The 23,939-nt window shown below is 66.8% G+C and carries 22 protein-coding genes; 11 read left to right on the top strand and 11 right to left on the bottom strand.

Features of this window, described 5'->3' with window-relative positions:
- Positions 1–102 precede the first annotated feature (102 nt).
- From QLQ15_RS12615 to QLQ15_RS12625, 3 genes are all read left to right on the top strand, one after another.
- Positions 103–1,515 (top strand): WS/DGAT/MGAT family O-acyltransferase, encoded by a 1,413-nt coding sequence (locus QLQ15_RS12615; RefSeq protein ID WP_283213117.1) that lies wholly within the window; start codon positions 103–105, stop codon positions 1,513–1,515.
- A 93-nt stretch (positions 1,516–1,608) separates the two neighbouring features.
- Positions 1,609–2,331 (top strand): YiaD family glycine zipper/OmpA-like lipoprotein, encoded by a 723-nt coding sequence (locus QLQ15_RS12620; protein ID WP_283213118.1) that lies wholly within the window; start codon positions 1,609–1,611, stop codon positions 2,329–2,331.
- A gap of 131 nt (positions 2,332–2,462) precedes the next feature.
- On the top strand, positions 2,463–2,870 hold the full coding sequence (locus QLQ15_RS12625) for a hypothetical protein (protein WP_283213119.1): 408 nt from the start codon (positions 2,463–2,465) through the stop codon (positions 2,868–2,870).
- A 48-nt stretch (positions 2,871–2,918) separates the two neighbouring features.
- Here the strand turns inward: QLQ15_RS12625 and QLQ15_RS12630 are convergent, their stop codons facing one another.
- Both QLQ15_RS12630 and QLQ15_RS12635 read right to left on the bottom strand, forming a co-directional pair.
- Positions 2,919–3,353: a c-type cytochrome gene (locus QLQ15_RS12630; RefSeq protein ID WP_283213120.1), complete on the bottom strand. Its 435-nt coding sequence runs from the start codon at positions 3,351–3,353 to the stop codon at positions 2,919–2,921.
- Between the two features lie 14 nt (positions 3,354–3,367).
- The gene (locus QLQ15_RS12635; protein WP_283214015.1) at positions 3,368–3,748 is read right to left on the bottom strand and encodes a c-type cytochrome; all 381 of its coding nucleotides are present in this window, start codon (positions 3,746–3,748) and stop codon (positions 3,368–3,370) included.
- 312 nt (positions 3,749–4,060) lie between these two features.
- Here QLQ15_RS12635 and QLQ15_RS12640 point away from each other — a divergent pair, with 312 nt between their 5' ends.
- Genes QLQ15_RS12640 through QLQ15_RS12650 form a run of 3 tightly spaced genes read left to right on the top strand, consistent with a single transcriptional unit; the run spans position 4,061 to position 11,805 of the window.
- Entirely contained in the window at positions 4,061–5,197 is a 1,137-nt protein-coding gene (locus QLQ15_RS12640; RefSeq protein WP_283213121.1) for an efflux RND transporter periplasmic adaptor subunit, read from the top strand.
- A 16-nt stretch (positions 5,198–5,213) separates the two neighbouring features.
- On the top strand, positions 5,214–8,684 hold the full coding sequence (locus QLQ15_RS12645; protein WP_283213122.1) for an efflux RND transporter permease subunit: 3,471 nt from the start codon (positions 5,214–5,216) through the stop codon (positions 8,682–8,684).
- Positions 8,685–8,697: 13 nt separating this feature from the next.
- Positions 8,698–11,805, top strand: a complete 3,108-nt coding sequence (locus QLQ15_RS12650; protein WP_283213123.1) for an efflux RND transporter permease subunit — start codon at positions 8,698–8,700, stop codon at positions 11,803–11,805.
- Between the two features lie 212 nt (positions 11,806–12,017).
- Here QLQ15_RS12650 and QLQ15_RS12655 read toward each other — a convergent pair whose 3' ends face one another.
- The 9 genes from QLQ15_RS12655 to ykgO all read right to left on the bottom strand — a co-directional run bounded on the left by QLQ15_RS12655 (position 12,018) and on the right by ykgO (position 19,266).
- Positions 12,018–13,223, bottom strand: a complete 1,206-nt coding sequence (locus tag QLQ15_RS12655; protein ID WP_283213124.1) for a TraB/GumN family protein — start codon at positions 13,221–13,223, stop codon at positions 12,018–12,020.
- Positions 13,224–13,399: 176 nt separating this feature from the next.
- Complete coding sequence (locus tag QLQ15_RS12660) at positions 13,400–14,323, bottom strand: alpha/beta fold hydrolase (protein ID WP_283213125.1); 924 nt, start codon at positions 14,321–14,323, stop codon at positions 13,400–13,402.
- An 18-nt stretch (positions 14,324–14,341) separates the two neighbouring features.
- Positions 14,342–14,950, bottom strand: coding sequence for a TetR/AcrR family transcriptional regulator (locus QLQ15_RS12665; RefSeq protein WP_283213126.1), 609 nt, complete (start codon positions 14,948–14,950; stop codon positions 14,342–14,344).
- Between the two features lie 65 nt (positions 14,951–15,015).
- Positions 15,016–15,579 carry a GNAT family N-acetyltransferase gene (locus tag QLQ15_RS12670; RefSeq protein ID WP_283213127.1) on the bottom strand — a complete coding sequence of 188 codons (564 nt, stop codon included), beginning with the start codon at positions 15,577–15,579 and terminating at the stop codon, positions 15,016–15,018.
- Between the two features lie 30 nt (positions 15,580–15,609).
- On the bottom strand, positions 15,610–16,464 hold the full coding sequence (locus QLQ15_RS12675) for an SDR family oxidoreductase (protein WP_283213128.1): 855 nt from the start codon (positions 16,462–16,464) through the stop codon (positions 15,610–15,612).
- Positions 16,465–16,545: 81 nt separating this feature from the next.
- Positions 16,546–17,433 (bottom strand): carbon-nitrogen hydrolase, encoded by an 888-nt coding sequence (locus tag QLQ15_RS12680; protein ID WP_283213129.1) that lies wholly within the window; start codon positions 17,431–17,433, stop codon positions 16,546–16,548.
- Positions 17,434–17,551: 118 nt separating this feature from the next.
- Complete coding sequence (locus tag QLQ15_RS12685) at positions 17,552–18,589, bottom strand: agmatine deiminase family protein (protein ID WP_283213130.1); 1,038 nt, start codon at positions 18,587–18,589, stop codon at positions 17,552–17,554.
- A gap of 4 nt (positions 18,590–18,593) precedes the next feature.
- Positions 18,594–18,923 carry a hypothetical protein gene (locus QLQ15_RS12690; protein ID WP_283213131.1) on the bottom strand — a complete coding sequence of 110 codons (330 nt, stop codon included), beginning with the start codon at positions 18,921–18,923 and terminating at the stop codon, positions 18,594–18,596.
- Between the two features lie 217 nt (positions 18,924–19,140).
- Positions 19,141–19,266 carry a type B 50S ribosomal protein L36 gene (gene ykgO, locus QLQ15_RS12695; RefSeq protein WP_010342887.1) on the bottom strand — a complete coding sequence of 42 codons (126 nt, stop codon included), beginning with the start codon at positions 19,264–19,266 and terminating at the stop codon, positions 19,141–19,143.
- Positions 19,267–19,448: 182 nt separating this feature from the next.
- Here ykgO and cmk point away from each other — a divergent pair, with 182 nt between their 5' ends.
- The 5 genes from cmk (at position 19,449) to lapB (ending at position 23,939) form a co-directional block, all read left to right on the top strand.
- Positions 19,449–20,141: a (d)CMP kinase gene (cmk, locus tag QLQ15_RS12700; RefSeq protein WP_283213132.1), complete on the top strand. Its 693-nt coding sequence runs from the start codon at positions 19,449–19,451 to the stop codon at positions 20,139–20,141.
- A 189-nt stretch (positions 20,142–20,330) separates the two neighbouring features.
- Entirely contained in the window at positions 20,331–22,019 is a 1,689-nt protein-coding gene (gene rpsA / locus QLQ15_RS12705) for a 30S ribosomal protein S1 (RefSeq protein WP_283213133.1), read from the top strand.
- A gap of 94 nt (positions 22,020–22,113) precedes the next feature.
- A complete protein-coding gene (locus tag QLQ15_RS12710) occupies positions 22,114–22,416 on the top strand; it encodes an integration host factor subunit beta (RefSeq protein ID WP_283213134.1) in 303 nt (100 codons plus the stop codon).
- Between the two features lie 77 nt (positions 22,417–22,493).
- Positions 22,494–22,757 (top strand): lipopolysaccharide assembly protein LapA domain-containing protein, encoded by a 264-nt coding sequence (locus QLQ15_RS12715; RefSeq protein WP_283213135.1) that lies wholly within the window; start codon positions 22,494–22,496, stop codon positions 22,755–22,757.
- 3 nt (positions 22,758–22,760) lie between these two features.
- The gene (gene lapB, locus QLQ15_RS12720) at positions 22,761–23,939 is read left to right on the top strand and encodes a lipopolysaccharide assembly protein LapB (RefSeq protein ID WP_283213136.1); all 1,179 of its coding nucleotides are present in this window, start codon (positions 22,761–22,763) and stop codon (positions 23,937–23,939) included.

The raw sequence follows: 23,939 nt of genomic DNA on the forward strand, positions 1-23,939 counted from the left end.
CGCTGCTCTCGGCGGCGTGATTCACTCGCCCGAGGCTGCCTCGGAGGGCGCATGGCCACAGCGCGGACACGAGCACGCACGCGGCGGGGACGTCGCGCGCCGATGTCGAAGGTGGATACCGCCTGGCTGCGCATGGAGCGGCCGACCAATCCGATGATGATCACCGGCGTGCTGATGTTCGCCCAGCCGATGTCGCTGGAGCGCCTCAAGCGCGTGGTGAAGGAGCGCTTCCTGTCCTATAAGCGCTTCCGCCAGAAGGCGGTGGTAACGCCCGCCGGCGCGCACTGGGAAACCGACCTGGACTTCAAGCTCGACTGGCACGTGCAGCACGCGGCCTTGCCGGGACGCGCGGACAAGCGGGCGCTGGAACGCTTCGTCAGCCAGCTCGCGTCCTCGCCGCTCAGTCACGACCGCCCTCTCTGGCAGTTCCATCTGGTCGAGCGCTACGACGGCGGCGGTTCGGCGCTGGTGGCGCGCATCCACCACAGCTACGCGGACGGCATCGCGCTGGTGCAGGTGCTGCTCTCGCTCACCGACACCGAACCCGACGACGGCAGCACGCTGCCGCGCACATGGCTCAAGAAGGATCACGCCGGCGTCGCGCGACGCGTGGGCGCAGTGGATCGCTATGTGCAGCTGGGCAGCAAGGTGGTCGAGAAAGGGTTGGAGATGTACCGCGACCCCAGCCTCGCCGCCGTGCTGGCGAAGGAGGGTGGCGAGATCGCGCGCGAGCTGCTCAACGCGCTGGCGTTGTCCGACGACCCGCCTTCGCTGCTGCGCGGACGACTGGGTGTGAGCAAGCGCGTCGCGTGGGCGGAGCCGCTGGATCTGGAAGAGGTGAAGGCCGTCGGGCGCGCGTGCGACTGCACCGTCAACGACGTGCTCATGGCGACGGCCGCCGGTGCGCTGCGCAGCTACATGATCGAGCGCGGCGACCATGTCGAAGGCATGACGCTGCGGGCCACGGTGCCGGTCAACCTGCGCCCGCTCGAGCATGCGCGCCAGCTGGGCAACCACTTCGGACTGGTGTTCCTGGATCTGCCGGTGGGCGAGGAGAACCCGATCCGTCGCCTCGAGCGCGTCGCGCAATGCATGCAGTCGCTCAAGGGGTCGCGCCAGGCCATCGTCGCCTACGGCCTGCTGGCCGCGCTTGGCATGGCGCCGGCCGCCGTGCAGGGACTGGCGCTGGAGCTGTTCAGTCGCAAGGCGACCGCCGTGGCGACCAACGTGCCCGGGCCGCAGCAACCGTTGTATCTGGCCGGCTGCCAGCTGCGCGAGATGATGTTCTGGGTGCCACAGACCGGTTCGATCGGCGTGGGTATCTCCATCCTCAGCTACAACGGTCGCGTGCACTTCGGCCTCATCGCCGACGGCCGGCTCATTCCCGATCCGGACGCGGTGATCCGTCGCTTCGGTGCGGAGTTCGAGAAGCTGTTGTATCTGTCCTTGATGGGAAACTGGGACGTGACGCTCGATGCGGACTCTGCGCAAGCACTGATTTCTACCGCAGACTGAACGGGGCTCCGAGCCCCTCACCCGTTTGGGCACATCCCCGTGTTTAGCTTGTGCCGTCACTCGGCACACGCCGATCTTTCAGCAAGGACCGACATGAAGAATTCGATCAAGACCGCCATCCTCGGCCTGACTGCCGCCGCGCTGCTCGCCGGTTGCGCCACCAGCGGTGGCGGCTACTACGGCCAGCCGTATCCGCAGCAGCCGCAGCAACAGGGCCAGCCGCAGGGCCAGCAGCAGGGCATGAGCAAGACCAGCAAGGGCGCGATCATCGGCGCGCTTGCGGGTGTCGCGGCCGGCCTGCTCAGCGGCGACGATGCGACCGAGCGTCGTCAGCGTGCGCTCGTCGGCGCTGGCGTGGGCGGCCTTGCCGGCGCAGCCATCGGCAACTACCAGGACCGCCAGGAACGTGCGCTGCGCGAGCAGATGGCGGGCACCGGCGTCGAAGTGGTGCGCCAGGGCAACAACATCACCCTCAACATGCCCAGCGGCATCACGTTCGATTTCGACAAGTCGAACCTGAAGCCCGAGTTCTACCCGGTGCTGGACAACGTGGCGCGGACGCTGCAGGAGTACAACCAGACGGTCGTGGAAGTTGCCGGCCACACCGACAGCGTCGGCAGCGATGCCTACAACCAGAAGCTGTCCGAACAGCGCGCCAACACGGTGGCCTCCCACCTGATGAGCCGCGGCCTCAACCGCGAGCGCTTCATCGTGGTCGGCGCCGGCGAGACGCGCCCGGTCGCCAGCAACGACACCGAGGCCGGCCGTGCGCAGAACCGCCGCGTCGAGATCACGCTGGTGCCGATCGAGTCGTGATCTGACGCGTTCTGTAGAAGTGGTGCTGAAACGGGCCGCGCATGCGGCCCGTTTTGTTGGGCGACCATTTCTCGTTGCCGCTTCCGGCTGCCGGATCGGATATTCGGTGGAAATCGACCGGAGAAGTGGTGATGCATCGCGTGTTCAAGATCGGGATCGTATTGATCGTCCTGCTTTGCCTCGCTTCGCTCGGCATCCACGATGTGCCGAAGGACATGGCAGGCATCGTCGCCCCCGCGTCACTGGTGCTGATGGCGATCTCGATTGCCCAGCAGACCTCGACTCACGAGCAGATGAAGGCGGACAACCTCCTGGTCGTGCAGGTGCAGGCCCTGATCGCGCTGATCGAGGACGATCGCGTGAAGCTTGACGGCATGCAGCAGGCGTTCGTGAGCACCGGTTCGTGGAATCCCAGGTTCCATTCCGTCCGGAAGCGCCACGCGCGGCGGGTGGCCGAACTGAATCTGCTGGTCGGGCGTCAGCTCAGGCTCGAGGGCCTGGCGATGTCGGATTCCGACCCGGCGGAAAATGCGGAATAAAAAAGGCCCGCCATTGGCGGGCCTTTTCGTCGATCGGAGCCGGATGGCTCAGTGCGCGCCGTGCAGGTCGCGCAGGTTGCTCTGGCGCGAATAGAAGTACGCGGCCAGGTCGGCGATCTGCTGGTCGGTCAGCTCTTTGGCCTGGCTCGACATCAGCGGATGCTCGCGGTCGCCATCGCGGTACGCCTGCAGCGAATGGGCGATGTAGTCGTAGTACTGGCCGGCGAGCTTCGGGTAGGTCTCGTCGATCGGTGCGTTGCCTTCGGCGCCGTGGCAGTCGAAGCAGGACTGGCCGGTGGCCTTGCCCTTGGTCTGGGCCAGCTTCTCGCCGGCGGCGATGTGGCCGGCCGGCAGGCCCGCGGACGACGAGGTGTGGCCCGAAGCGCGATCGGCAGCCGAATGCTCGGCCGGCGTGTCGGAGCTGGAGCAGCCGGCGACAGCGACGGCCGCGAGCAGGGCAATGGCGAGGAACTTGTTCGTCATGGTCGTGCGCTCACTCACTTCAGGGACGAAAGGAAAGCCGCGATGTCGGCGATGTCCTGGTCGGAGAAGCTCTGCGACTGGGCCTGCATCGTCGGGTGCTTGCGCGTGCCCTTCTTGTATTCGTTGAGCGCGTTGGTCAGATACACCGCCGACTGCCCGCCGATCTTCGGCACGTGGTAGTTCGGGTAGGCGTTCTTGTAACCAGTGACGCCGTGGCAGCCCTGGCAGGTGTAGGTCAGCTGGCGACCCCTGTCGGCATTGCCCGTGACAGCGGCGGGAGCCGGCGTCGCGGCGGCAGCGGCCGGGGCGGCGGCGGGGGCCTGGGTTTCCTGGGCCGACGCGCTGAACGCGGCGGTGGTCAGGACGAAGCAGGCGGCGATCATCAGCGGTCGCATCATGTCGTAGTCCGCAATCTCGAATGGCTAGCGAAGGTTCTGGAGCTGGCTGCGCGTGGTCGCCCGATTCATCGAACACCTGACTGGGGCGCGCACAAGTCGGCAAGTATAGCTTGCGATGTCGATGCAACGAAGTCGTGCCATTTTGCATCGATGGTTGTTGCGGGTCCTGATCGCCGATCCAGGGCGGTCCGGCAGCGCAGTGGCTCCAGTCACCATGACCTTCGGCGGATGCGGTGAATTGGGGCGGTGATATACCTATATACAACACCGGCATACAGCCCGGTAAATAGCCATCTGGGGTCCAATTCAATGCGTCACTTCGCCCGAAATCGCAGCCGTGGTTTTGCCCGCGCCGCTGTCGTCCTGTTGCCGTGCCTGTTGCTCCTGAGCGCCTGCAAGGGCGGGGGCGGGGCCGGCGAAGCCCAGGCCAAGCCGGGGGAGCAGAAGGGCCCGGACGCCGTCCCGGTCGAGGTCGCCAAGGCCTCCCGTCGCGCCGTCGCCGCCAGCTATACCGGCACCGCCCCGCTGGAGCCGGTGGCCGAGTCGCAGGTGGTCGCCAAGACCTCGGGCGTGGCGCTGAACGTGATGGTCGAGGAAGGCCAGCAGGTGCGCGCCGGGCAGACCCTGGTGCGCCTGGACTCCGCCCGTTCGGAGCTGCAGGCCGCCCAGACCGCCGCGCAGATGCGCAAGCTGGAGGCGAACTACGCGCGCGCTAAGCAGATGGCCGACCAGAAGCTGCTCAGCGCGAACGACAACGACCAGCTGCGCTTCGACCTTGAGGAAGCGCGCGCGGCCAACCGCATGGCCACGCTGGAGCTGTCGTACGCCAACGTCGAGGCGCCGATCAACGGCGTGATCGCTTCGCGCTCGATCAAGACCGGCAACTTCGTCCAGATCAACACGCCGATCTTCCGCATCGTCGACACCTCGCGCCTGGAGGCCACGCTGAACGTGCCCGAGCGCGAGCTGGCCACGCTGAAGTCCGGCCTGCCGGTGCTGCTGCAGGTCGATGCGCTGCCGGGCAAGACCTTCACCGGCACCGTCGACCGCGTCTCACCGGTGGTGGACTCGGGCAGCGGTACCTTCCGCGTCGTGTGCGCGTTCAAGGGCGACGGCGTGCTGCAGCCGGGCATGTTCGGCCGCCTCAAGATCGACTACGACCAGCGCGCCGACGCGCTCGTCGTGCCGCGCGTGGCCCTGCTGGAAGACGACGGCGATCCGGCCGTGTTCGTCGTCACCGGCGACAAGACCAAGCGCGTGCCGGTCAAGCTGGGTTACATGGACGGCTCCTGGGCCGAAATCCGCGACGGCGTGAAGGAAGGCGAGCAGGTCGTCGTGGCCGGCAAGACCGCGCTGCGCGACGGCACGGTGGTGCAGGTGCTGGGCCAACCGCAGGCGAAGAAGCCCGAAGTCGCGGCTGTCGCCAAGACCGACGACAAGAAGTAATCGCGGAGAGCGCAACGTGACGCAACCTGCGAACACGCAAGGATTCAATCTGGTCGAGTTCTCCACCCGTCGACGGGTAACCGTCATGATGGTGACGCTCACCTTCGTCCTGTTCGGCCTGATCGCGCTGGGCGATCTCAAGGTCAACCTGCTGCCGGACCTGAGCTATCCCACGCTCACCGTCCGCACCGAGTACACCGGTGCGGCGCCGGCGGAAATCGAAACCCTGATCAGCGAGCCGGTCGAGGAAGCCGTCGGCGTCGTGAAGGGGCTGCGCAAGCTCAAGTCGGTCTCGCGCACCGGCCAGAGCGACGTGGTGCTGGAGTTCGCCTGGGGCACCGACATGGACCAGGCCAGTCTGGAGGTGCGCGACAAGATGGAAGTCGTGCAGCTGCCGCTGGAGGCCAAGGCACCGGTGCTGCTGCGCTTCAATCCGTCCACGGAGCCGATACTGCGCATTGCGCTGTCGCCCAAGAACCAGGCGTCCAGCGACACCGAGGCCCTGCGCCAGCTCACGGGCATGCGCCGCTATGCGGACGATGACCTGAAGAAGAAGCTCGAGCCGGTGGAAGGCGTGGCGGCCGTGAAGGTCGGCGGCGGCCTTGAGGACGAGATCCAGGTCGACATCGACCAGCAGAAGCTGGCGCAGCTCAACCTGCCCATCGACAACGTTATCCAGCGCCTGCAGCAGGAGAACATCAACATCTCCGGCGGCCGCCTGGAAGAGGGCTCGCAGCGTTACCTCGTGCGCACGGTGAACCAGTTCGCCAGCGTGCCCGAGATCCGCGAGATGCTGGTCACGACGCAGAACGGTGGCGACAACGCTGCCGCGTCGGCGGCCGCGCAGATGGCGGCGATCGCCGCGCAGACCGGTTCGGCGGCGGCGATGGCGGCGGCCGCCTCGGTGCAGAACGCGAACTCCGGCGGCAGTTCCGTGGTCGCGGGCGGACGTCCCGTGCGCCTGAAGGACGTCGCCGATGTCCGCCAGGGCTTCAAGGAACGCGAGGCCATCATCCGCCTGGCCGGCAAGGAAGCGGTCGAGCTGGCCATCTACAAGGAAGGCGACGCCAACACCGTCGCCACCGCGGATGCAATCCAGAAGCGTCTGAAGGAGATCGAGTCGCAGATCCCGCCGGACATCGAACTGACCACCATCGACGACCAGTCGACGTTCATCCGACACGCCATCAGCGACGTCAAGAAGGATGCGGTGATCGGCGGCATGCTGGCGATCCTGATCATCTTCCTGTTCCTGCGCGATGGCTGGAGCACGTTCGTGATCAGCCTGTCGCTGCCGGTCTCGATTATCGCGACGTTCTTCTTCATGGGCCAGATGGGCCTGAGCCTCAACGTCATGTCGCTGGGCGGCCTCGCGCTGGCGACCGGCCTGGTGGTGGACGACTCCATCGTCGTGCTCGAAAGCATCGCCAAGGCACGCGAGCGCGGGCTGGGCATCCTCGATGCAGCCATTGCCGGCACGCGCGAGGTCAGCATGGCCGTGGTCGCGTCCACGCTGACCACCATCGCGGTGTTCCTGCCGCTGGTGTTCGTGCAGGGCATCGCCGGGCAGTTGTTCCGCGATCAGGCGCTGACCGTGGCGCTGGCCATCGGTATCTCGCTGATCGTGTCGATGACGCTGATCCCGATGCTGAGCGCACTGAAGGGCCGTCCGCCGATGGCCTTCCCGGAGGAAGCGCCGCATCCGCGCTGGGAACCCACATCGAAGCTGCAGAAGCCCATCGCCGCGGTCGAACACGGCATCGGCATCGGCACGCGCGGTGCGTTCTTCGGCCTGGCCTGGGCCATCGTGCGCGCATGGCGCGGACTGGTGGCCGTGGTCGGCCCGGTGATGCGCAAGGCCAGCGATCTGGCGATGGCGCCTTACGGCCGCGCCGAGCGTGGTTACCTGAAGTTGTTGCCCAACGCGCTCAAGCGCCCGTGGCTGGTGCTGGGCTCGGCGGCGGTGGCGTTCGCGCTGACCCTGCTGGCCGTGCCGCTGCTGGGTGCCGACCTCATCCCGCAGCTGGCGCAGGACCGCTTCGAGATGACGGTGAAGCTGCCCCCGGGCACGCCGCTGCGCGATACCGACGCCCTGGTGCGCGAGCTGCAGCAGGCGCACGGCAAGGACGAAGGCATCCGCACGCTGTACGGCGTGAGCGGTAGCGGCACGCGACTGGACGCCAACCCCACCGAAAGCGGCGAGAACATCGGCAAGCTGACGGTGGTGATGGCAGACGGCGGCAGCAAGGAAATGGAGGCCAGCGAAACCGAGCGCCTGCGCGAGACGATGAAGTCGCACGCCGGCGTGCAGGTCGACTTCAGCCGTCCGGAGCTCTTCAGCTTCTCCACGCCGCTGGAAATCGAACTGCGCGGCCAGGACCTGCCCGGCATCCAGCAGGCGGGCCAGCAGATGGCCAAGATGCTGCGCGCCAATCCGCACTACGCCGACGTGAAGTCGACGGTGGAAGAGGGCTTCCCGGAGATCCAGATCCGCTTCGACCAGGACCGCGCCGGTGCGCTCGGTCTGACGACGCGCCAGATCGCCGACGTGGTGGTGAAGAAGGTGCGCGGCGACGTCGCCACGCGCTACAGCTTCCGCGACCGCAAGATCGACGTGCTGGTGCGTGCGCGCGAAACCGACCGCGCGTCGGTGGACAGCATCCGCCATCTGATCGTGAACCCGGGCAGCACGCGTCCGGTGACGCTGGACGCGGTGGCCGACGTGGTCGCCACCACCGGCCCGAGCGAAATCCACCGCGCAGACCAGGTGCGCGTGGCCATCGTCTCGGCGAACCTGCGCGATATCGACCTGGGCACGGCCGTGCGCGAAGTGCAGGACATGGTCAGCGAGCAGCCGCTCGGCGCCGGCGTCAGCATGCATATCGGCGGCCAGGGTGAGGAACTCGCCGAATCGGTCCGCTCGCTGCTGTTCGCCTTCGGGCTGGCGATCTTCCTGGTGTACCTGGTGATGGCCTCGCAGTTCGAGTCGCTGCTGCATCCGTTCGTCATCCTGTTCACCATTCCGCTGGCGCTGGTCGGCGCGGTGCTCGCGCTGCTGATCACCAATTCACCGGTGTCGGTGGTGGTGTTCATCGGCCTGATCCTGCTGGTCGGACTGGTGGTGAAGAACGCGATCATCCTGGTCGACAAGGTCAACCAGCTGCGCGAGGCCGGCGTGCCCAAGCGCGAGGCGCTGGTCGAGGGTGCGCGTTCGCGCCTGCGTCCGATCATCATGACCACCATGTGCACGCTGTTCGGCTTCCTGCCGCTCGCGTTGGCGGTGGGCGAGGGTGCGGAAGTGCGTTCGCCGATGGCCATCACCGTGATCGGCGGCCTGCTGGTGTCCACGCTGCTCACCCTGGTGGTGATCCCGGTCGTGTACGACCTGCTGGACCGTCGCGCCGACGAGTACTACGTCAACCGCGCCAAGCGCACCCACGGCAAGCCGGTCGCGGGTGACGCCGACGGCCAGGTCGAGCCGGTCTGAGGAGCCCACGCAGATGACCATTGCGGAGCTCAGCATCAAACGGCCGGTCACGGCGATCATGTTCTTCGTGTCGCTGTTCGTGATCGGCCTGATTGCGGCGATCCGACTGCCGCTTGAAGCGTTCCCGGAAGTCTCGCCGCCCTTCATCTTCGTGCAGCTGCCGTACACCGGCTCCACCCCCGAGGAGGTGGAGCGCACGCTGCTGCGTCCGGTGGAGGAATCGCTGTCGACGATGACCGGCATCAAGCGCATGGATGCCAATGCGCGTGCCGACGGCGCCGAGATCTTCATGCAGTTCTCGGACTGGAACCGCGACGTCGCCATCGCGGCGTCGGAGGCGCGCGAGCGCATCGACGCCATCCGCGACGATCTGCCCGAAGACCTGCAGCGCTTCAACGTCTTCAAGTTCTCCACCACCGACGAACCCGTCCTGCGCGTGCGCCTGGCCAGCAAGAGCGACCTGGGCGGCGCGTACGACATGATCGACCGCGAGTTCAAGCGGCGCATCGAACGCATCCCGGGCGTTGCGCGCGTGGACGTGACCGGTGCGGCGCCGAACGAGGTGGAGATCGCGATCGACCCCGACCGCCTGACCGCGCACAACCTCAGCCTCAACGATCTCAACAAGCGCCTGAAGGAGGTCAATTTCTCGATCTCCGCCGGCCAGATCGACGATGGCGGACGGCGCCTGCGCGTGCAGCCGGTGGGCGAGATCACCGACCTGCAGCAGCTGCGCGACCTGGTGCTCGACGCCAAGGGCGTGCGCCTGGGCGACATCGCGCAGGTGCGGCTGAAGCCGCAGCGCATGAACTACGGTCGTCGCCTGGACGGCCGCCCGGCGATCGGCCTGGACATCTTCAAGGAGCGCAATGCGAACCTGGTCGATGTGTCCAGCAAGGCGCTGGCGGAAGTGGAGGCGATCCGCAAGCAGCCCGAGATGGGCGACATCCGCGTGATCATCATCGACAACCAGGGCGACAACGTCACCAGCTCGCTGCTGGAGCTGGCCGAGGCCGGCGCCATCGGCCTGGTGCTGTCGATCGCGGTGCTGTTCTTCTTCCTGCGCCACTGGCCGTCGACGCTGATGGTGACCCTGGCCATCCCGATCTGCTTCGTGATGACGCTGGGCTTCATGTACTTCACCGGCGTCACGCTCAACATCCTGTCGATGATGGGCCTGCTGCTGGCGGTGGGCATGCTGGTGGACAACGCGGTCGTCGTGGTGGAGAGCATCTACCAGGAACGCGAGCGCATGCCGGACAACCCGGAAGGGGCCTCGATCCTGGGCACCAAGCACGTGGCCATCGCGCTGTCGGCGGGCACGCTGTGCCACTGCATCGTGTTCCTGCCCAACCTGTTCGGTCCCCGCAACTTCCTCAGCATCTACCTGTCGCAGATCGCCATCACCATTTCGGTGTCGCTGCTGGCATCGTGGCTGGTGGCGGTGAGCCTGATCCCGATGATCTCGGCGCGCCTGAAGACGCCGCCGGCGGTGAAGTCGGAAGGCGGCCTGATCCCGCGCATGCAGAAGCGTTACGCGCAGTTCCTGCGCTGGACGCTGGAGCATCGTGGCAGGGCCGTGCTCGGCATCCTGATGATCATCGCCATCAGCATCGTGCCGTTCAGCCTGACCAAGAAGAACATGTTCGGTGGCGACGACGGCACCGAGACCAACATCTTCTACCAGTGGAAGGGTGCGTACACGAAGGAGCAGATGTCGGCGGAGATTCTCAAGATCGAGAAGTTCCTCGACGCGAACCGAAAGAAGTACAACATCACCCAGATCTACTCGTACTACAGCGAGCAGGGCTGGGGTGGTACGCGAATCACCTTCGACGTCGCCAAGATCAGCGAGTCCAAGGGCATCATCGAGCAGCTGCGCAAGGACCTGCCCAAGTCGGCCCGTGCCAACATCGGTATCGGCAACCAGGGCGGTGGTGGCGGTGGCGGCGGTGGCCCTGGACAGAACGTGCAGGTGCAGCTGGTGGGCGACTCGACCGAGACGCTGGTCGAGCTGGCCAACGACATCGTGCCCATCCTGGCCAAGCGCAAGGAACTGCGCGACGTGCGCGTCGACATCGGCGACCAGAACAGCGAGCTGTCGGTGCGCGTGGACCGTGAACGTGCGGCGTCGTTCGGCTTCAGTGCGCAGGAAGTGGCCAGCTTCGTCGGCCTGGCCCTGCGCGGCGCGCCGCTGCGCGAGTTCCGTCGCGGCGACACCGAAGTGCCCGTGTGGGTGCGTTTTGCCGGTGCCGAGCAGTTCGACACGTCCGATATCGCCGGTTTCACGGTGCGCGCGCCGGACGGCCGCACGGTGCCGCTGCTGGCCATGGTGGACGTGGCGGTCAAGCCGTCGGCCACGCAGATCCAGCGCGCGAACCGCCAGACCACGGTCGCCATCCAGGCCAACCTGGGCGACAAGGTGACCGTGCCCGAAGCGCGCAAGGCGATGGAGGAGGTGCTCAAGGCTGTCGCGTTCCCGGCCGGCTACTCCTTCACCTTCGAATCCGGCGCGTTCGAGGACGAGGCTGAGGCGAACCAGCAGATGATGTTCAACCTGCTGATCGCTCTGGTGATGATCTACGTGGTGATGGCGGCGGTGTTCGAATCGCTGCTGTTCCCGTCGGCGATCATGACCGGCGTGCTGTTCTCGGTGTTCGGCGTGTTCTGGCTGTTCTGGCTGACCGGTACCGAGTTCAACATCATGGCCTTCATCGGCATCCTGGTGCTGATGGGCGTGGTGGTGAACAACGGCATCGTGATGATCGAGCACATCAACAACCTGCGACGCCGGGGCCTGTCGCGTACCGACGCACTGGTCGAAGGCAGCCGCGAACGCCTGCGCCCGATCCTCATGACGATGGGCACGGCGATCCTGGCGATGGTGCCCATCTCGCTGACCAACACGCAGATCGGCGGCGACGGCCCGCCGTACTACCCGATGGCGCGCGCCATCGCCGGTGGTCTGGCGTTCTCGACGGTGGTCAGCCTGCTGTTCCTGCCGACGATCTACGCGATCCTCGACGACCTGCGTACCGGTACCTCGCGTCTGGTCCGACGCGCGCGAGGCAACACCGGCGGCGTACCGGCCGCCACGGTGACGGCGCTGAAGGTGGACTAAGCCCAGCAACCAGGCACGACACGAACGGGAGGGCGAAAGCCCTCCCGTTTTTTGTCTGTGTGCTGCGCGCCTTTCCGGCCCGGTCGCACGGGCGGCCTGCTCATGCGCCTGGCACGCATCCGATGACGCGTCAGGCAGACAGCGGGCGCGGCGGTGAATGGCCCGCAGTCGTCGTGGCGGACGAGACCTCGCCGTCGTCCGCTATGCGATGTTCAGCCCACCAGCTTGCCCAGCATGCGCAGGCCGCCGGTCCACACGCCGATCGCGGTGCCCAGGCTGGTCAGGAAGAAGTTGAGCAGTACGCGCGCCACGCGGTTGCGCCACCAGCCTCGCCAGGTCTGCACGTCGTCGCGCAGGGCCATGAAGTCGGCATATGTGGGCTTGCGGATCCAGGCTTCGGTCAGTGCGCTGAGCGTTCCGGAGGCCAGCGCGGGATGCAGCGGGGTGATGGGCGAGGCGACGAAGGCCACCAGGATGCTGAGCGGATGCCCACCGGCGATCGCGCAGCCGATCGCACCCAGCACGCCGGTCGCCAGGACCCATTGCAGGAGCAGGTCGGAGCCGACGTCGATGCCGCCGCGCCAGAAACCCCACGCGAACCCGCCCAGGACGAACACGGCGAGGAAAATGGTGAACCACGGGATGTCGCTCTTCTTCGGCAGCGACTCCAGCTCGGCGACGATGGTCTCCGGTGCGCGGCTCTCTTCCTTCAGGTGGCGCGCAAGGCCCTGCAGGTGGCCTGCACCGACGACGGCCAGCACTTCGCGGGCGTCGCCGTGGCTGTCGCGCAGGCGCGCGGCCATGTAGCGGTCGCGCTCGGCGATGACGCTTTCGTACAGCTCGGGGCTGTCGCTGGCGAATTCGCTGAAGCTCGATTCGAGCATGTCGCCCTGCTTGAGCTTCTCGATGTCTTCCGCACCCACTTCCTCGTCCACGAACAATGCCGCCAGCAGGCCGCCGCCGAGCTTCGCGCGCGACCACCAGCCCAGCTTGCTGGACGCGCGCTTGAAGGTGAGGCCGACATCGCGGTCGATGAGATGCACGGGCAGGTCGCGCTGGCGGGCTTCCAGCACGGCGCGCTTGAGTTCCGCGCCGGGCTCGATGCCCAGCTGTTCGGCCAGACGTCGCTGGTAGGCGGCCAAGGCCAGGTTGGCGGCGAACAGCGCGGTCTTGCCGGTGCGGATCACCTGCACCAGGTCCAGGCGCGCCAGGGCGTCCGGGTCGGTCAGGGCCTGGAGGCGCTGGGCGTCCAGCTCGACCGCGACCGCGTCGAAGGCGCCGCTGCCGACCGCATCGCGGACGGCTTCGACGCTGGCCTGCGACACATGGGCGGTGCCGAGCAGCGTGTAGCGGACGCCATCGCGCTCGACGATCGCGTGAGGCTGGTGTTCGAGCAGGGCCTGCAGCGATTCGGACATGGAATAGGACCGCGTGAAAGAGGGACGGAAACGAAGGTGCGTGCTCGCGCCGGCGGCTTCAAGCGCCCGGCAGCAAGACGGCGCCCTCAGGCGCCGTCGTCTCGCACTTCGTGTGGCTGCGCAGAGCTTAGGGCCTGCGGCGCGGAGGGGCAATGAAGGCCCGCAGGGCGGGCACGTCAGGCCACGCCGAAGGGCAGATTCGGCGAAGACACCAGGCGTTCGCCCACCGCTTCACCGTGCAGGAAGCGCATCGCGGCGGTAATGACCTCGCCATCGTCCAGCACGCGGCGATGCCCCAGCCCACGCGTGGTCAGCAGGCGTGAATCGGGCCAGTAGCGCGCGTAGCGTTCGCCTTCGGACCACGGCACGTCGCGGTCTTCCAGGTCGTGCACGATCAATGCCGGCCGGCCGATCACCGGAGCGGTGTGGTGCGCCTGCTGCTCGTCGAAGGTGATGCCGATGAGGCCTTCGAAGTAGGCGAACATCCGTTGGACGAGGTTGCGCCCCACCCACATGATGTCGGCGAACCGTTCGGCGGCGGCGACCGGATCGGCCGCAGGCGCGATCAGCACCGCGCGTCGTGCCTGCAACCCGCGTGAGAGCGCATTGGCGGTCGCGGCGCCGCCCAGCGAATGACCGATCACGGCTTCGGCGGGCCCGAAGTGCTTCCCGACCGCGAGCAGATGGCGGGTGAAGTCGGGCAGGGTGGCCTGCCGGCCGGGGCTGCGTCCGTGTGCGGGCTGATCGAACGCGACCACGGCGTACCCATCGCGACGCAACTGCGGCAGCCATGCGGCGATGCGCGTGCCGTGGCTGGACCATCCGTGCGCGAAGAGCACGTACGGCTGGCGCGACGGATCACCCCACACGTACGCGGCGATGGTGTGGCCTTCCACGGTCACGCTGACCTCGCGCGCGTCGTGCGTGGGCGCGGCGAGCGCGCGGCTGCGCGAGGAGGGCAGCGGCGTGCAGAACAGGCGGGCCGCGCGATGAAGCGTAACGTTCGGCGCGACCCGGCTGCCCAGGACAAAGCTGAGGCGAAGCCCGTAGAACGCGATATTACGAACGGTCGTGCTAATTTTGGCGATGAGCGGGTACATGGGGGTGCTCCGCAGGACTCAGGGGTGGGGGGCGTAGGAGCGGATCAGCCGCTCGAGCGCACGGCGGCCGCGATCGGCGGCCCGGTCAAAGCTGAACAGCCCGGCGTCGTGGTGAACCAGCAACGCGATGCCGTACAGCTCGAATGCCATCTGATCGGGATCGGTATCCCGGGCGAGTTCGCCGGTCTCGACGGACAGCCCGATGGCTCGGCCGATTTCCTGCCGCCAGCGCTGCTCGTGCTCGATCAGGCGGTCGCGCAGGGTGCCGGGGCGGTCGTCGTACTCGCTGGCGGCGCTGAGCAGGACGCAGCCGCCTTCGGTGTGCCGGTCCCAGTCGAACCAGGCGTCCATGATCGCCAGCAGCCGCGGCAGGCCGCGCGGATGCTTCAGTGCAGGTCGCAGCACATGCGCGATGAAGCGGTCGCCGGCGGCGTCCAGGACGGCCAGCTGGAGGTCTTCCCGCGAGCCGAAATGGGCGAAGACGCCACTCTTGGACATGCCCACGGCCTGGGCCAGCGGGCCGATGGAGAGCCCCTCCAGGCCGGCGGAGCAGGCGATGCCGTACGCCCGCTCGATGATGGCCTCGCGGGTGGCAGCGCCCTTGCTGGTAGCGGTCAGCGCGTTCACGGCAGGGAAAATAGCACGGCCGTTCGTTTTATTTTGACCGTTCGTCGGTCAGGGGCCGCGGGGCCTCATTCGCCTTGCGGCGAGGATTCATTTCCGGTGCCGAGCGCCAGTTGCATCTGCACCGTGTCCAGCCAGCGCCCATGCTTGCGTCCCAGCCCCTGGAAGACCCCGACGGTGCGAAAGCCCAGGCGTTCGTGCAGCGCGATGGAGGCGGCGTTGGTGACGTCGCCGATCACCGCCACCATCTGGCGCAAGTCGAGCGCCGTGCAGTCGTCGATCAAGCGCTGCAGCAGCGCGCGACCGATGCCGCGTCCGATGAAATGCGGGTGCACGTAGACCGTGTCCTCCACCGTCCAGCGATAACCTTCGCGGCTGCGATAGCTGCTCGCATAGGCGTAACCGGCGAAGGCGCCGTCCCATTCGGCCACGACATACGGATAGCCCTGCGCAACCACGCCTTGCCAGCGGCGCGTCATCTCCGCTTCGTCCGGCGTGTCGTACTCATAAGTGGCGACGTTCTCGTCGACCTCGCGCGCGTACAGCGCGGTGATGGCGACCAGGTCGCCCGCGACGGCGGTGCGGATGGCCAGTTGTGCGGCGGTGGTGGTTTCGGGTGGGAGGCTGGGCATGCGGCGAAGCATAACGCGCCGCCTTCGACCTCATCCAAGCAGCGTGGCGCACTCGCTTGCGTAGTTCGCGAAAGTGCGTGGCGCACGTCCTGTGACAGTCCGGATGTCGTCGGTGACACGCGCCGCGGCACCGGAACGGAAGTAGCGTTCCAGGTCGAGCAGGCGATCCGCGATTTCGTCCGGCATGCCCATGTCGACCAGGCCATAGCGCAGCTCGTTGGGCGGCAGGTCGACGTGGAGGATGGTGCGCCCCGTCGCCTGCGTCAGCAGAGTGGCGAGCTCGTCGTAAGTCAGCGCGTCGGGACCGGTCAGCGTATAGGCCTTGCCTTCGTGTGCGGCGTCGGTGAGCGCGCGCACTGCTACCGCAGCGATGTCGCGCACGTCGACATGGCTGATCCGTGCATCGGCGCTGGCGCTGTAGAACGCCGACTCGGCGCGGATCGTCGGGCTCATGAACGTCATGACGTTCTGCATGAAGCTGTTGGGGCGCAGGAACGTCCACGCCATGCCGCTGGCCTCGATGGCCTGTTCGATGGGGCGATGCACGAGGGCGAGGCTGTAGGCCTCGTCCTGCGCGCCCAGCACCGATTGCTTGACGATGCGACGTACTCCCGCTGCGCGTGCCTGATCCACGGCCGCGATCTCCAGCTCGGTCTGGTCGATCGCGTTGTGGCCGAGCAGGAAGAGTGAGTCGCAACCGGTGAAGGCATCGCGCAGCGTGTCGGGATCGGCGTAGTCGATCGCGACGGCGTCCATGCCCCGCGCGCGTGCCGCGTCGGCCTTGTCGTCGGAGTGGAAGGCCGCGCGCAACGGCGCGCCGGCGGCCTGCAATTGCACGAGGACTTCGCTGCCCAGCGTTCCGCCCGCACCGGTCACGCAGATCATCGCCGCCGCTCCTTCCCGGAAGGAGGGCGAACGTAGCCGGCGTTGGGTGACCGCGACGTGCAGGCGTCGCGGTGAAGGTGCTCAGTCGCGGTAGCGCTTGAGCAGGTCGCCATAGGCGTCGATGCGGCGGTCGCGCAGGAACGGCCAGATGCGGCGAACGTGCTCGCTGCGCTGCATGTCGACTTCGGCCATCAGGATTTCCGGTTCGCTCGTGCTGGCCTCGGCCAGGAACTCGCCCTGCGGCCCCAGCACGTGGCTGCTGCCCCAGAAGTCGATGCCGGCGGCATCCATCGGCGACTGTTCGTGGCCGACGCGATTGCAGCTGAGCACGGGCAGGCCGTTGGCGACCGCATGGCCGCGGTGGCTGAGGATCCAGGCATTGCGCTGGCGGTCCTTCTCGGCCTGCTCATCGCCCGGATCCCAGCCGATGGCGGTGGGGTAGAGCAACAGTTCCGCGCCGGCCAGCGCCATCAGTCGCGCGCCTTCGGGGTACCACTGGTCCCAGCACACCATCAGGCCAAGGCGACCCACCGAGGTGTCGATCGGCTCGAAACCCAGATCGCCGGGCGTGAAGTAAAACTTTTCGTAGAAGCCCGGATCGTCCGGGATGTGCATCTTGCGGTACTTGCCGGCCGTCGAGCCGTCGGCGTCGAAGACCACCGCGGTGTTGTGGTACAGGCCGGCCGCGCGCTTCTCGAACAGCGAGCTGACCAGCACCACGCCATGCTGCTTCGCCAGTGCGCCCAGGCGTTGCGTGCTCGGGCCCGGGATAGGCTCGGCCAGGTCGAATTCGTGCACCGACTCGTGCTGGCAGAAATACGGGCCGTTGTGCAGTTCCTGCAGCAGCACGAGCTTCGCGCCGCGCTTGGCGGACTCGGCCACGCGCTGCTCGATCACGGCCAGGTTCGCATCGGCGTCGCCGTGGTTGCGTTCCTGGACCAGCGCGACGGGGAGGGTGGTCTTCTTCATGGAGATCCCGAATCGTGTGTTGCGCGCGCACGGCGCGAAGCGGCCTGCAATTGTAGGCCGCTTGGATGACGCGGATGAAAACGCGGGTGGAACGCAGCGGCGACGACGCCGCGGACGCTCAGGCCACGACGCCCTTCGGCAGCTGCATCGTGATGCAGTGCAGGCTGCCGTTCTGCCAGATCAGCGCACGGCACGGCACCGGCACGATCTCGCGACCCGGGAAGGCTTGCGCCAGGACGGCCTGCGCCTTCGCATCGGCCTCGTCGCCGTAGGCCGGCATCAGCACCGCGCCGTTGACGATGAGGAAGTTGGCGTAGCTCGCGGCAAGGCGGCGGCCGTCGTCGACGATGGGCTTCGCCCACGGCAGCGGGAACAGACGATACGGCTGGCCGTCCTTCGTGCGCAGCGCGGCGATTTCCTCGCCCATGGCCGTGAGCTCGGCGTAATGCGAGTCGGTCGGGTCGTCGCAGGCCTGGAACGTGATGGCATCGGGGCCGGCGAAGCGGGCGAGGGTGTCGACGTGGGCGTCGGTGTCGTCGCCTTCCAAGTAGCCATGGTCGAGCCACAGCACGCGGTCCTGCTGCAGCCAGCCGGCCAGCTTCGCGGTCAGTTCCTCGCGGGAGGTCTCCGGATGGCGCTCATGCAGGCACTGCCAGGTCGTCAGCAACGTGCCGTCGCCATCGGTGTCGATGGCCCCACCTTCCAGTGCAAAATCAATGGATTGCCGTGAACTCTTCGAGAAGATTCCCGCATCGTGCAGGCGCTCGACCAGAAGGTCGTCCTGGCTGGCGTCGAACTTGCCGCCCCAACCAGTGAAACGGAAGTCCAACAGACGGAAGTCGTCGCCCTGGCGCAGGGTGATCGGGCCGGAATCGCGCAGCCAGGTGTCGTCGTAGGGCGCTTCGATGAAATGCACCTTCGACATGTCGATGCGCGCCGAGGACAGGCGCGCACGTGCGTACGCCTCCACGTCCTCGTCGGCCACGCACACGATCGCGTCCTGGAACCGGGTGATCGCCGTAACGAGCGCGATGTAGGTTTCCTCGACCTCGCCGAGCCGGTCGGCCCAGTCGGTGTCGGCGTTGGGCCAGGCGATCAGGACGGCCGACTGGGGTTCCCATTCGGCGGGAAAGCGTGCGTGTGCGTTCTGGTTCATAACCTCATCGGATGGGCGGCTTGGGCCCGACTTCCTCGGCGCTCGCCTTGTTGGCCACCGCGTCGATCACCTTGTTCTTCTCGAAGTAGACGGTGAAGGACGGATAGACCCAGCGAGTGATGGCGGGCCACTGGCGCTTCTGTCCACCCTCGGCCTCCAGCTTCTGCGCGGGCGCGCCATAGCTGGCTTCGACCTGGGCCATGGTCTGGCCGCGGGCCGGAAGAGTGGCCTGGTTTTCTTCCTGGACGCGCTCGACCAGCAGCGTGTCGGCCGAGGCGACACCAGCGAAGGCGAGCAGAGCGAACAGCGGAACGGCAGCGAAACGATGCTTCATGGCGAGCCCCCTCGTGAGTAGTGCGGGATTGTACGCACAAGCCTTCCGGACGCGGCAGCGCGCTGCCGTCACGTTTTGAGCATCGCGTCGTCGGTATCGCGATGGACGGTCGCGACGGACGGCATGAAGCAGAAAGGCCGCCCTTCGGCGGCCCTTCGGTGAAACCTCGCGTGGTACATCGGACGAGCCGGGCGCCGAAGCGACCGGACCGCCACGATCAGCGCTGACGCGCCTTGAAACGCGGGTTCGACTTGCAAATCACGAAGACCTTGCCACGACGGCGAACGACCTTGCAGTCGCGGTGACGGGCCTTCGCCGACTTCAGGGAGGACAGGACCTTCATGACAGACCTCGGCTACAGGTAAATAGGTGGATACGGAACGAAGCCCGCAATTCTAGCCGGTAAATTCCCCGTCGATCAAGTGGTTGCGGAGAAAAAGGTCGCGGGCCGTCCGTTGGGCCCCGGTCGGCGACCCGATTCCGGGTTCCTTCGGGGCTGGAGCTCCGACACAGCATAATGACCGGATGAACAGCCCACACCCCTCGAACAACGTTCCCGTTCTCACCATCGATGGCCCCTCCGGCTCCGGCAAGGGCACGATCAGCCGTCTCGTGGCCGCCCGCCAGGGCTGGCACTACCTCGATTCCGGCGCTCTGTACCGGGCGGTCGGCGTGGCTGCCGGCTGGGCCGACGTGGATCTCGCCGACCCGGCCGCCCTGGTCCGGTGCACGTTCGACACCAAGATCGAATTCCTCGAGGACCCGGTGAGCCGGGAGCTCCGGATACTGGTCAACGATCAGGACGCCACCGACGAGCTGCGCACCGAGACCGCCGGAGCCGCCGCCTCGGCGATTGCCGCCATCCCCGAGGTCCGGGCCGCCCTGAAGGACCGCCAGCGCGCGTTTCGGAAGGCGCCCGGGCTGGTTGCCGACGGCCGGGACATGGGTACCGTCATCTTTCCGGACGCCCTCTATAAGGTGTTTCTGACCGCCAGTGCCGAAGAAAGAGCGGAAAGGCGCTATAAGCAGTTGAAAGACAAGGGGGTTTCCGTTAATTTAGACGGTCTGCTGCGGGAGATCCTTGCCCGCGACGCCCGCGATGCCAGTCGCGCGGTGGCTCCGTTGCGCCCGGCCGACGACGCCGTGCGTATCGATACCACCGGCCTTGGCATCGATGTCGTCGTCGAGCGCGTGCTGGCGTTGTTGCCGGCGCACTGAATCTCTCGCAACAGAAACGTTCCATCGCACGGCGCCGCAAGGCGACGGGCGATGGGTTAATCCACCAACACATGGCGCAGTGTCATCGCGCCACACAACGGGTGGGTCGACCACGCGCTGCTTGATGCCCTCCGACGCGGATGGCCCTGACAGCCGGTGCGGCCCGTGTGTTCAACAGAGTATTTTTCAATGACCGAATCATTTGCCGAACTGTTTGAGCAGAGCCAGACCAATCTGGCCAAGCTGAAGCCGGGTGCCATCGTCACCGGTGTTGTCGTGGAAGTCCGCGGCGACGTGGTGGTGATCAACGCCGGCCTGAAGTCCGAAGGCATCGTGCCGATCGAACAGTTCCGGAACGACGCCGGTGAAATCGACGTGGGCGTGGGCGACGAAGTCAAGGTCGCACTCGACTCGATCGAAAACGGCTTCGGCGAGACCGTGCTCTCGCGCGAGAAGGCCAAGCGCGCCATGGTGTGGGACGAACTCGAGCAGGCGCTCGAGAAGAACGAGACCATCACCGGCCGCATCAGCGGCAAGGTCAAGGGCGGCTTCACCGTCGACATCAAGGACGTGCGCGGCTTCCTGCCGGGCTCCCTGGTCGACGTGCGCCCCGTGCGCGACTCGGCCTACCTCGAGGGCAAGGAACTCGAGTTCAAGCTCATCAAGCTGGACCGCAAGCGCAACAACATCGTCGTCTCCCGCCGTGCGGTGGTTGAGAGCGAGTACAGCGTCGAGCGCGAGCAGCTGCTCGAGAAGCTGCAGGAAGGCGCGATCCTCAAGGGCGTGGTCAAGAACCTCACCGACTACGGCGCGTTCGTCGACCTCGGCGGCATCGATGGCCTGCTGCACATCACCGACATGGCGTGGAAGCGCGTGCGTCACCCGTCGGAAGTCGTGGAAGTCGGCCAGGAGCTGGACGTCCGCGTGCTCAAGTACGACCGCGAGCGCAACCGCGTCAGCCTCGGCCTGAAGCAGCTGGGCGAGGATCCGTGGGACAACATCGCCCGTCGCTACCCCGCCAACACCCGCGTGTTCGGCAAGGTCTCCAACGTCACCGATTACGGCGCGTTCGTCGAGATCGAGCCGGGCGTGGAAGGCCTGGTGCACGTGTCCGAGATGGACTGGACCAACAAGAACGTCAACCCGTCCAAGATCGTGCAGGTCGGCGACGAGGTTCAGGTCATGGTCCTGGACGTCGACGAGGAGCGTCGCCGCATCTCGCTGGGCATGAAGCAGGTCACGAGCAACCCGTGGGAAACCTTCTCCGTGCTGCACAAGAAGGGCGACAAGGTGTCGGGCCAGATCAAGTCGATCACCGACTTCGGCATCTTCATCGGCCTGGACGGCGGCATCGACGGTCTGGTGCACCTGTCCGACCTCAGCTGGAACACCACCGGCGAAGACGTGGTCCGCAACTTCAAGAAGGGCGACACGCTGGAAGCCGTTGTTCTTGCCGTGGACCCGGAGCGCGAGCGCATCAGCCTGGGCGTCAAGCAGCTTGAGCAGGACCCGATGGGTCACTACGTCGCTTCCAACGCCAAGGGCTCGATCGTCAAGGGCAAGGTGAAGGAAGTCGACGCCAAGGGCGCCGTGGTCGAGCTGGACGGTGGCGTCGAGGGCTACATCGCCGCTCGCGACATCGCCAAGGAGCGCGTCGAAGACGCTTCGCAGTACCTGAAGGTCGGCCAGGAAATCGAGGCCAAGATCATCGGTACGGACCGCAAGGGCCGCTCGATGCAGCTGTCGATCAAGGCCAAGGACGAAGCCGAGCAGCAGGAAGCCCTGGCGGATTACAACCGCGCCTCGGCCGATGCCTCCAGCGGCACGACCAAGCTGGGCGCGCTGCTGCGCGAGCAGCTGGGCAACAAGTCCGAGTAATACCCCCGCAGTAACGTGGTAACCGCGAAGGCGGTCCGGCTCGCCGGGCCGCCTTCCTTTCGAAAGCACAAAACGCGAGCAACCCTTCGCACCCATGACCAAATCCGAGCTCATCGAGATCCTCTCCCAGCGTCAGGCCCATCTGAAGGGCGAGGACGTGGATCTGGCGGTGAAAGCGCTCCTGGAAATGATGGGCGGGTCGCTCGCCACCGGAGAGCGGATCGAAATCCGCGGCTTCGGCAGTTTTTCCCTGCATTACCGCCCGCCGCGCCTGGGTCGCAATCCGAAGACGGGCGAATCCGTCGCGCTGCCGGGCAAGCACGTACCGCACTTCAAGCCCGGCAAGGAACTGCGCGAACGCGTCAGTGGCGTGGTGCCGCTGGACGAGGCGGGCTGACGTCCCTGCGTTCCGCGCTGGACCTGCGCACACGGTCCGTTAAGCTAACGTGGACCGAGTGCGGTCCCGGAGGCTGCATGCGACTGCTTCGATTCCTCATCGCGATCCTCTTCCTCGCGGCCGGTGCCATCGTCGGCGCATTGAACCGTGCACCGGTGGTGATCGATCTAGCATTCGCGCGCATGCCCGCGAACCTGGGTGTGTCGTTGCTGGTCGCGCTGCTGCTCGGCGTGCTGCTCGGCGGTCTGGCCATCAGTGCCAGCGTGGTGCTGCCGCTGCGCCGCCGTCTTGCCCGCGCCGAGCGTCGTGACGCGAGCGCACCCCTTTCTTCCGGAACGTGATGCATGGCCTTCATCAGCGAGTGGTTCTGGTTCTTCCTGCTGCTTCCGATCGCTGCCGTCAGCGGTTGGATCATCGGCCGTCGTGGCGGTGAACGTCACAGCGACACACAGGTCAGCCGGCTGTCGACCACCTATTTCCGCGGCCTGAACTATCTGCTCAACGAGCAGCCCGACAAGGCGATCGAACTGTTCCTGCACATCGCGGAGCTGGACAAGGACACCTTCGAGACGCAGGTCGCGCTGGGGCATCTGTTCCGTCGCCGCGGAGAGGTCGACCGCGCCATCCGCCTGCACCAGGCGCTGGTGCAGCGACCAGGCCTGAGCGATCAGCAGCGCGTGCAGGCATTGCTCGCGCTGGGCGAGGACTACATGCGTTCGGGTCTGCTCGATCGCGCCGAGACCGTCTTCTCCGACCTGGTCGCGCTGGACATGCGCGCGCCGCTGGCACTGCGTCATCTCATCGGCATCTACCAGTCCGAGCGCGACTGGGACAAGGCCATCGAGAACGCACGCCGCTACGAAGAGGCGACGGGCGAACCCATGGGCAAACTCATCGCCCAGTTCGAGTGCGAGCTGGCGGACCGCCATCGCGCCGCGGGTGACGTCGATGCGGCGCGCCAAGCAGTCAAGCGCGCGTACGAGGCCGACGCCAACTCCGTGCGTGCCGGCATGATCGAAGGGCGGCTGGACGTGGATTCGGGCAACGATGCCGGCGCGATTCGCGCCTTCGAGCGCGTCGCCCGCGTGGATCCGGATTACCTGCCTGAAATCCTGCCGCCGCTGCTCGACTGCTATGCGCGTGTCGGCGATGCGCCCGGCGCGCGAGCGTTCCTGGCGGAGATGACCGAACACTACCGCGGCATCTCGCCGGTGCTGGCGCTCACGCGGATGGTCGAGAACGAAGATGGCGTGCCGGCGGCACGCGCTTACCTGGCCCGCCAGTTGAAGGACCGTCCGTCCGTGCGGGGCGAGGCGGCGCTGATCGATCTGACCTTGGCTGAAGGTGCCGACCCCGCCGCGACGTTGCACGACCTCAAGCACATCACCGACCAGTTGCTGGTGCGCAATCCCAGCTATCGCTGCAACCGCTGCGGTTTCGGTGCGCGCAGTCACCACTGGCAATGCCCGAGCTGCAAGGAGTGGGGCACGATCAAGCCGCTGCTGAACTACGCGGTGGTCTGA

Source organism: Lysobacter stagni (genome assembly GCF_030053425.1).
In the GTDB taxonomy this organism is placed as follows: Bacteria; Pseudomonadota; Gammaproteobacteria; order Xanthomonadales; family Xanthomonadaceae; genus Lysobacter_J; species Lysobacter_J stagni.

Coding starts and splice junctions, on each gene's coding strand:
- QLQ15_RS12630 (WP_283213120.1), bottom strand. CDS start 3,353: ATGACGAACAAGTTCCTCGCCATTGCCCTGCTCGCGGCCGTCGCTGTC.
- QLQ15_RS12625 (WP_283213119.1), top strand. CDS start 2,463: ATGCATCGCGTGTTCAAGATCGGGATCGTATTGATCGTCCTGCTTTGC.
- QLQ15_RS12710 (WP_283213134.1), top strand. CDS start 22,114: ATGACCAAATCCGAGCTCATCGAGATCCTCTCCCAGCGTCAGGCCCAT.
- QLQ15_RS12640 (WP_283213121.1), top strand. CDS start 4,061: ATGCGTCACTTCGCCCGAAATCGCAGCCGTGGTTTTGCCCGCGCCGCT.
- cmk (WP_283213132.1), top strand. CDS start 19,449: ATGAACAGCCCACACCCCTCGAACAACGTTCCCGTTCTCACCATCGAT.
- QLQ15_RS12620 (WP_283213118.1), top strand. CDS start 1,609: ATGAAGAATTCGATCAAGACCGCCATCCTCGGCCTGACTGCCGCCGCG.
- QLQ15_RS12650 (WP_283213123.1), top strand. CDS start 8,698: ATGACCATTGCGGAGCTCAGCATCAAACGGCCGGTCACGGCGATCATG.
- QLQ15_RS12615 (WP_283213117.1), top strand. CDS start 103: ATGTCGAAGGTGGATACCGCCTGGCTGCGCATGGAGCGGCCGACCAAT.
- QLQ15_RS12655 (WP_283213124.1), bottom strand. CDS start 13,223: ATGTCCGAATCGCTGCAGGCCCTGCTCGAACACCAGCCTCACGCGATC.
- lapB (WP_283213136.1), top strand. CDS start 22,761: ATGGCCTTCATCAGCGAGTGGTTCTGGTTCTTCCTGCTGCTTCCGATC.
- QLQ15_RS12675 (WP_283213128.1), bottom strand. CDS start 16,464: ATGATCTGCGTGACCGGTGCGGGCGGAACGCTGGGCAGCGAAGTCCTC.
- QLQ15_RS12635 (WP_283214015.1), bottom strand. CDS start 3,748: ATGCGACCGCTGATGATCGCCGCCTGCTTCGTCCTGACCACCGCCGCG.
- QLQ15_RS12680 (WP_283213129.1), bottom strand. CDS start 17,433: ATGAAGAAGACCACCCTCCCCGTCGCGCTGGTCCAGGAACGCAACCAC.
- QLQ15_RS12670 (WP_283213127.1), bottom strand. CDS start 15,579: ATGCCCAGCCTCCCACCCGAAACCACCACCGCCGCACAACTGGCCATC.
- QLQ15_RS12690 (WP_283213131.1), bottom strand. CDS start 18,923: ATGAAGCATCGTTTCGCTGCCGTTCCGCTGTTCGCTCTGCTCGCCTTC.
- rpsA (WP_283213133.1), top strand. CDS start 20,331: ATGACCGAATCATTTGCCGAACTGTTTGAGCAGAGCCAGACCAATCTG.
- QLQ15_RS12660 (WP_283213125.1), bottom strand. CDS start 14,323: ATGTACCCGCTCATCGCCAAAATTAGCACGACCGTTCGTAATATCGCG.
- ykgO (WP_010342887.1), bottom strand. CDS start 19,266: ATGAAGGTCCTGTCCTCCCTGAAGTCGGCGAAGGCCCGTCACCGCGAC.
- QLQ15_RS12715 (WP_283213135.1), top strand. CDS start 22,494: ATGCGACTGCTTCGATTCCTCATCGCGATCCTCTTCCTCGCGGCCGGT.
- QLQ15_RS12685 (WP_283213130.1), bottom strand. CDS start 18,589: ATGAACCAGAACGCACACGCACGCTTTCCCGCCGAATGGGAACCCCAG.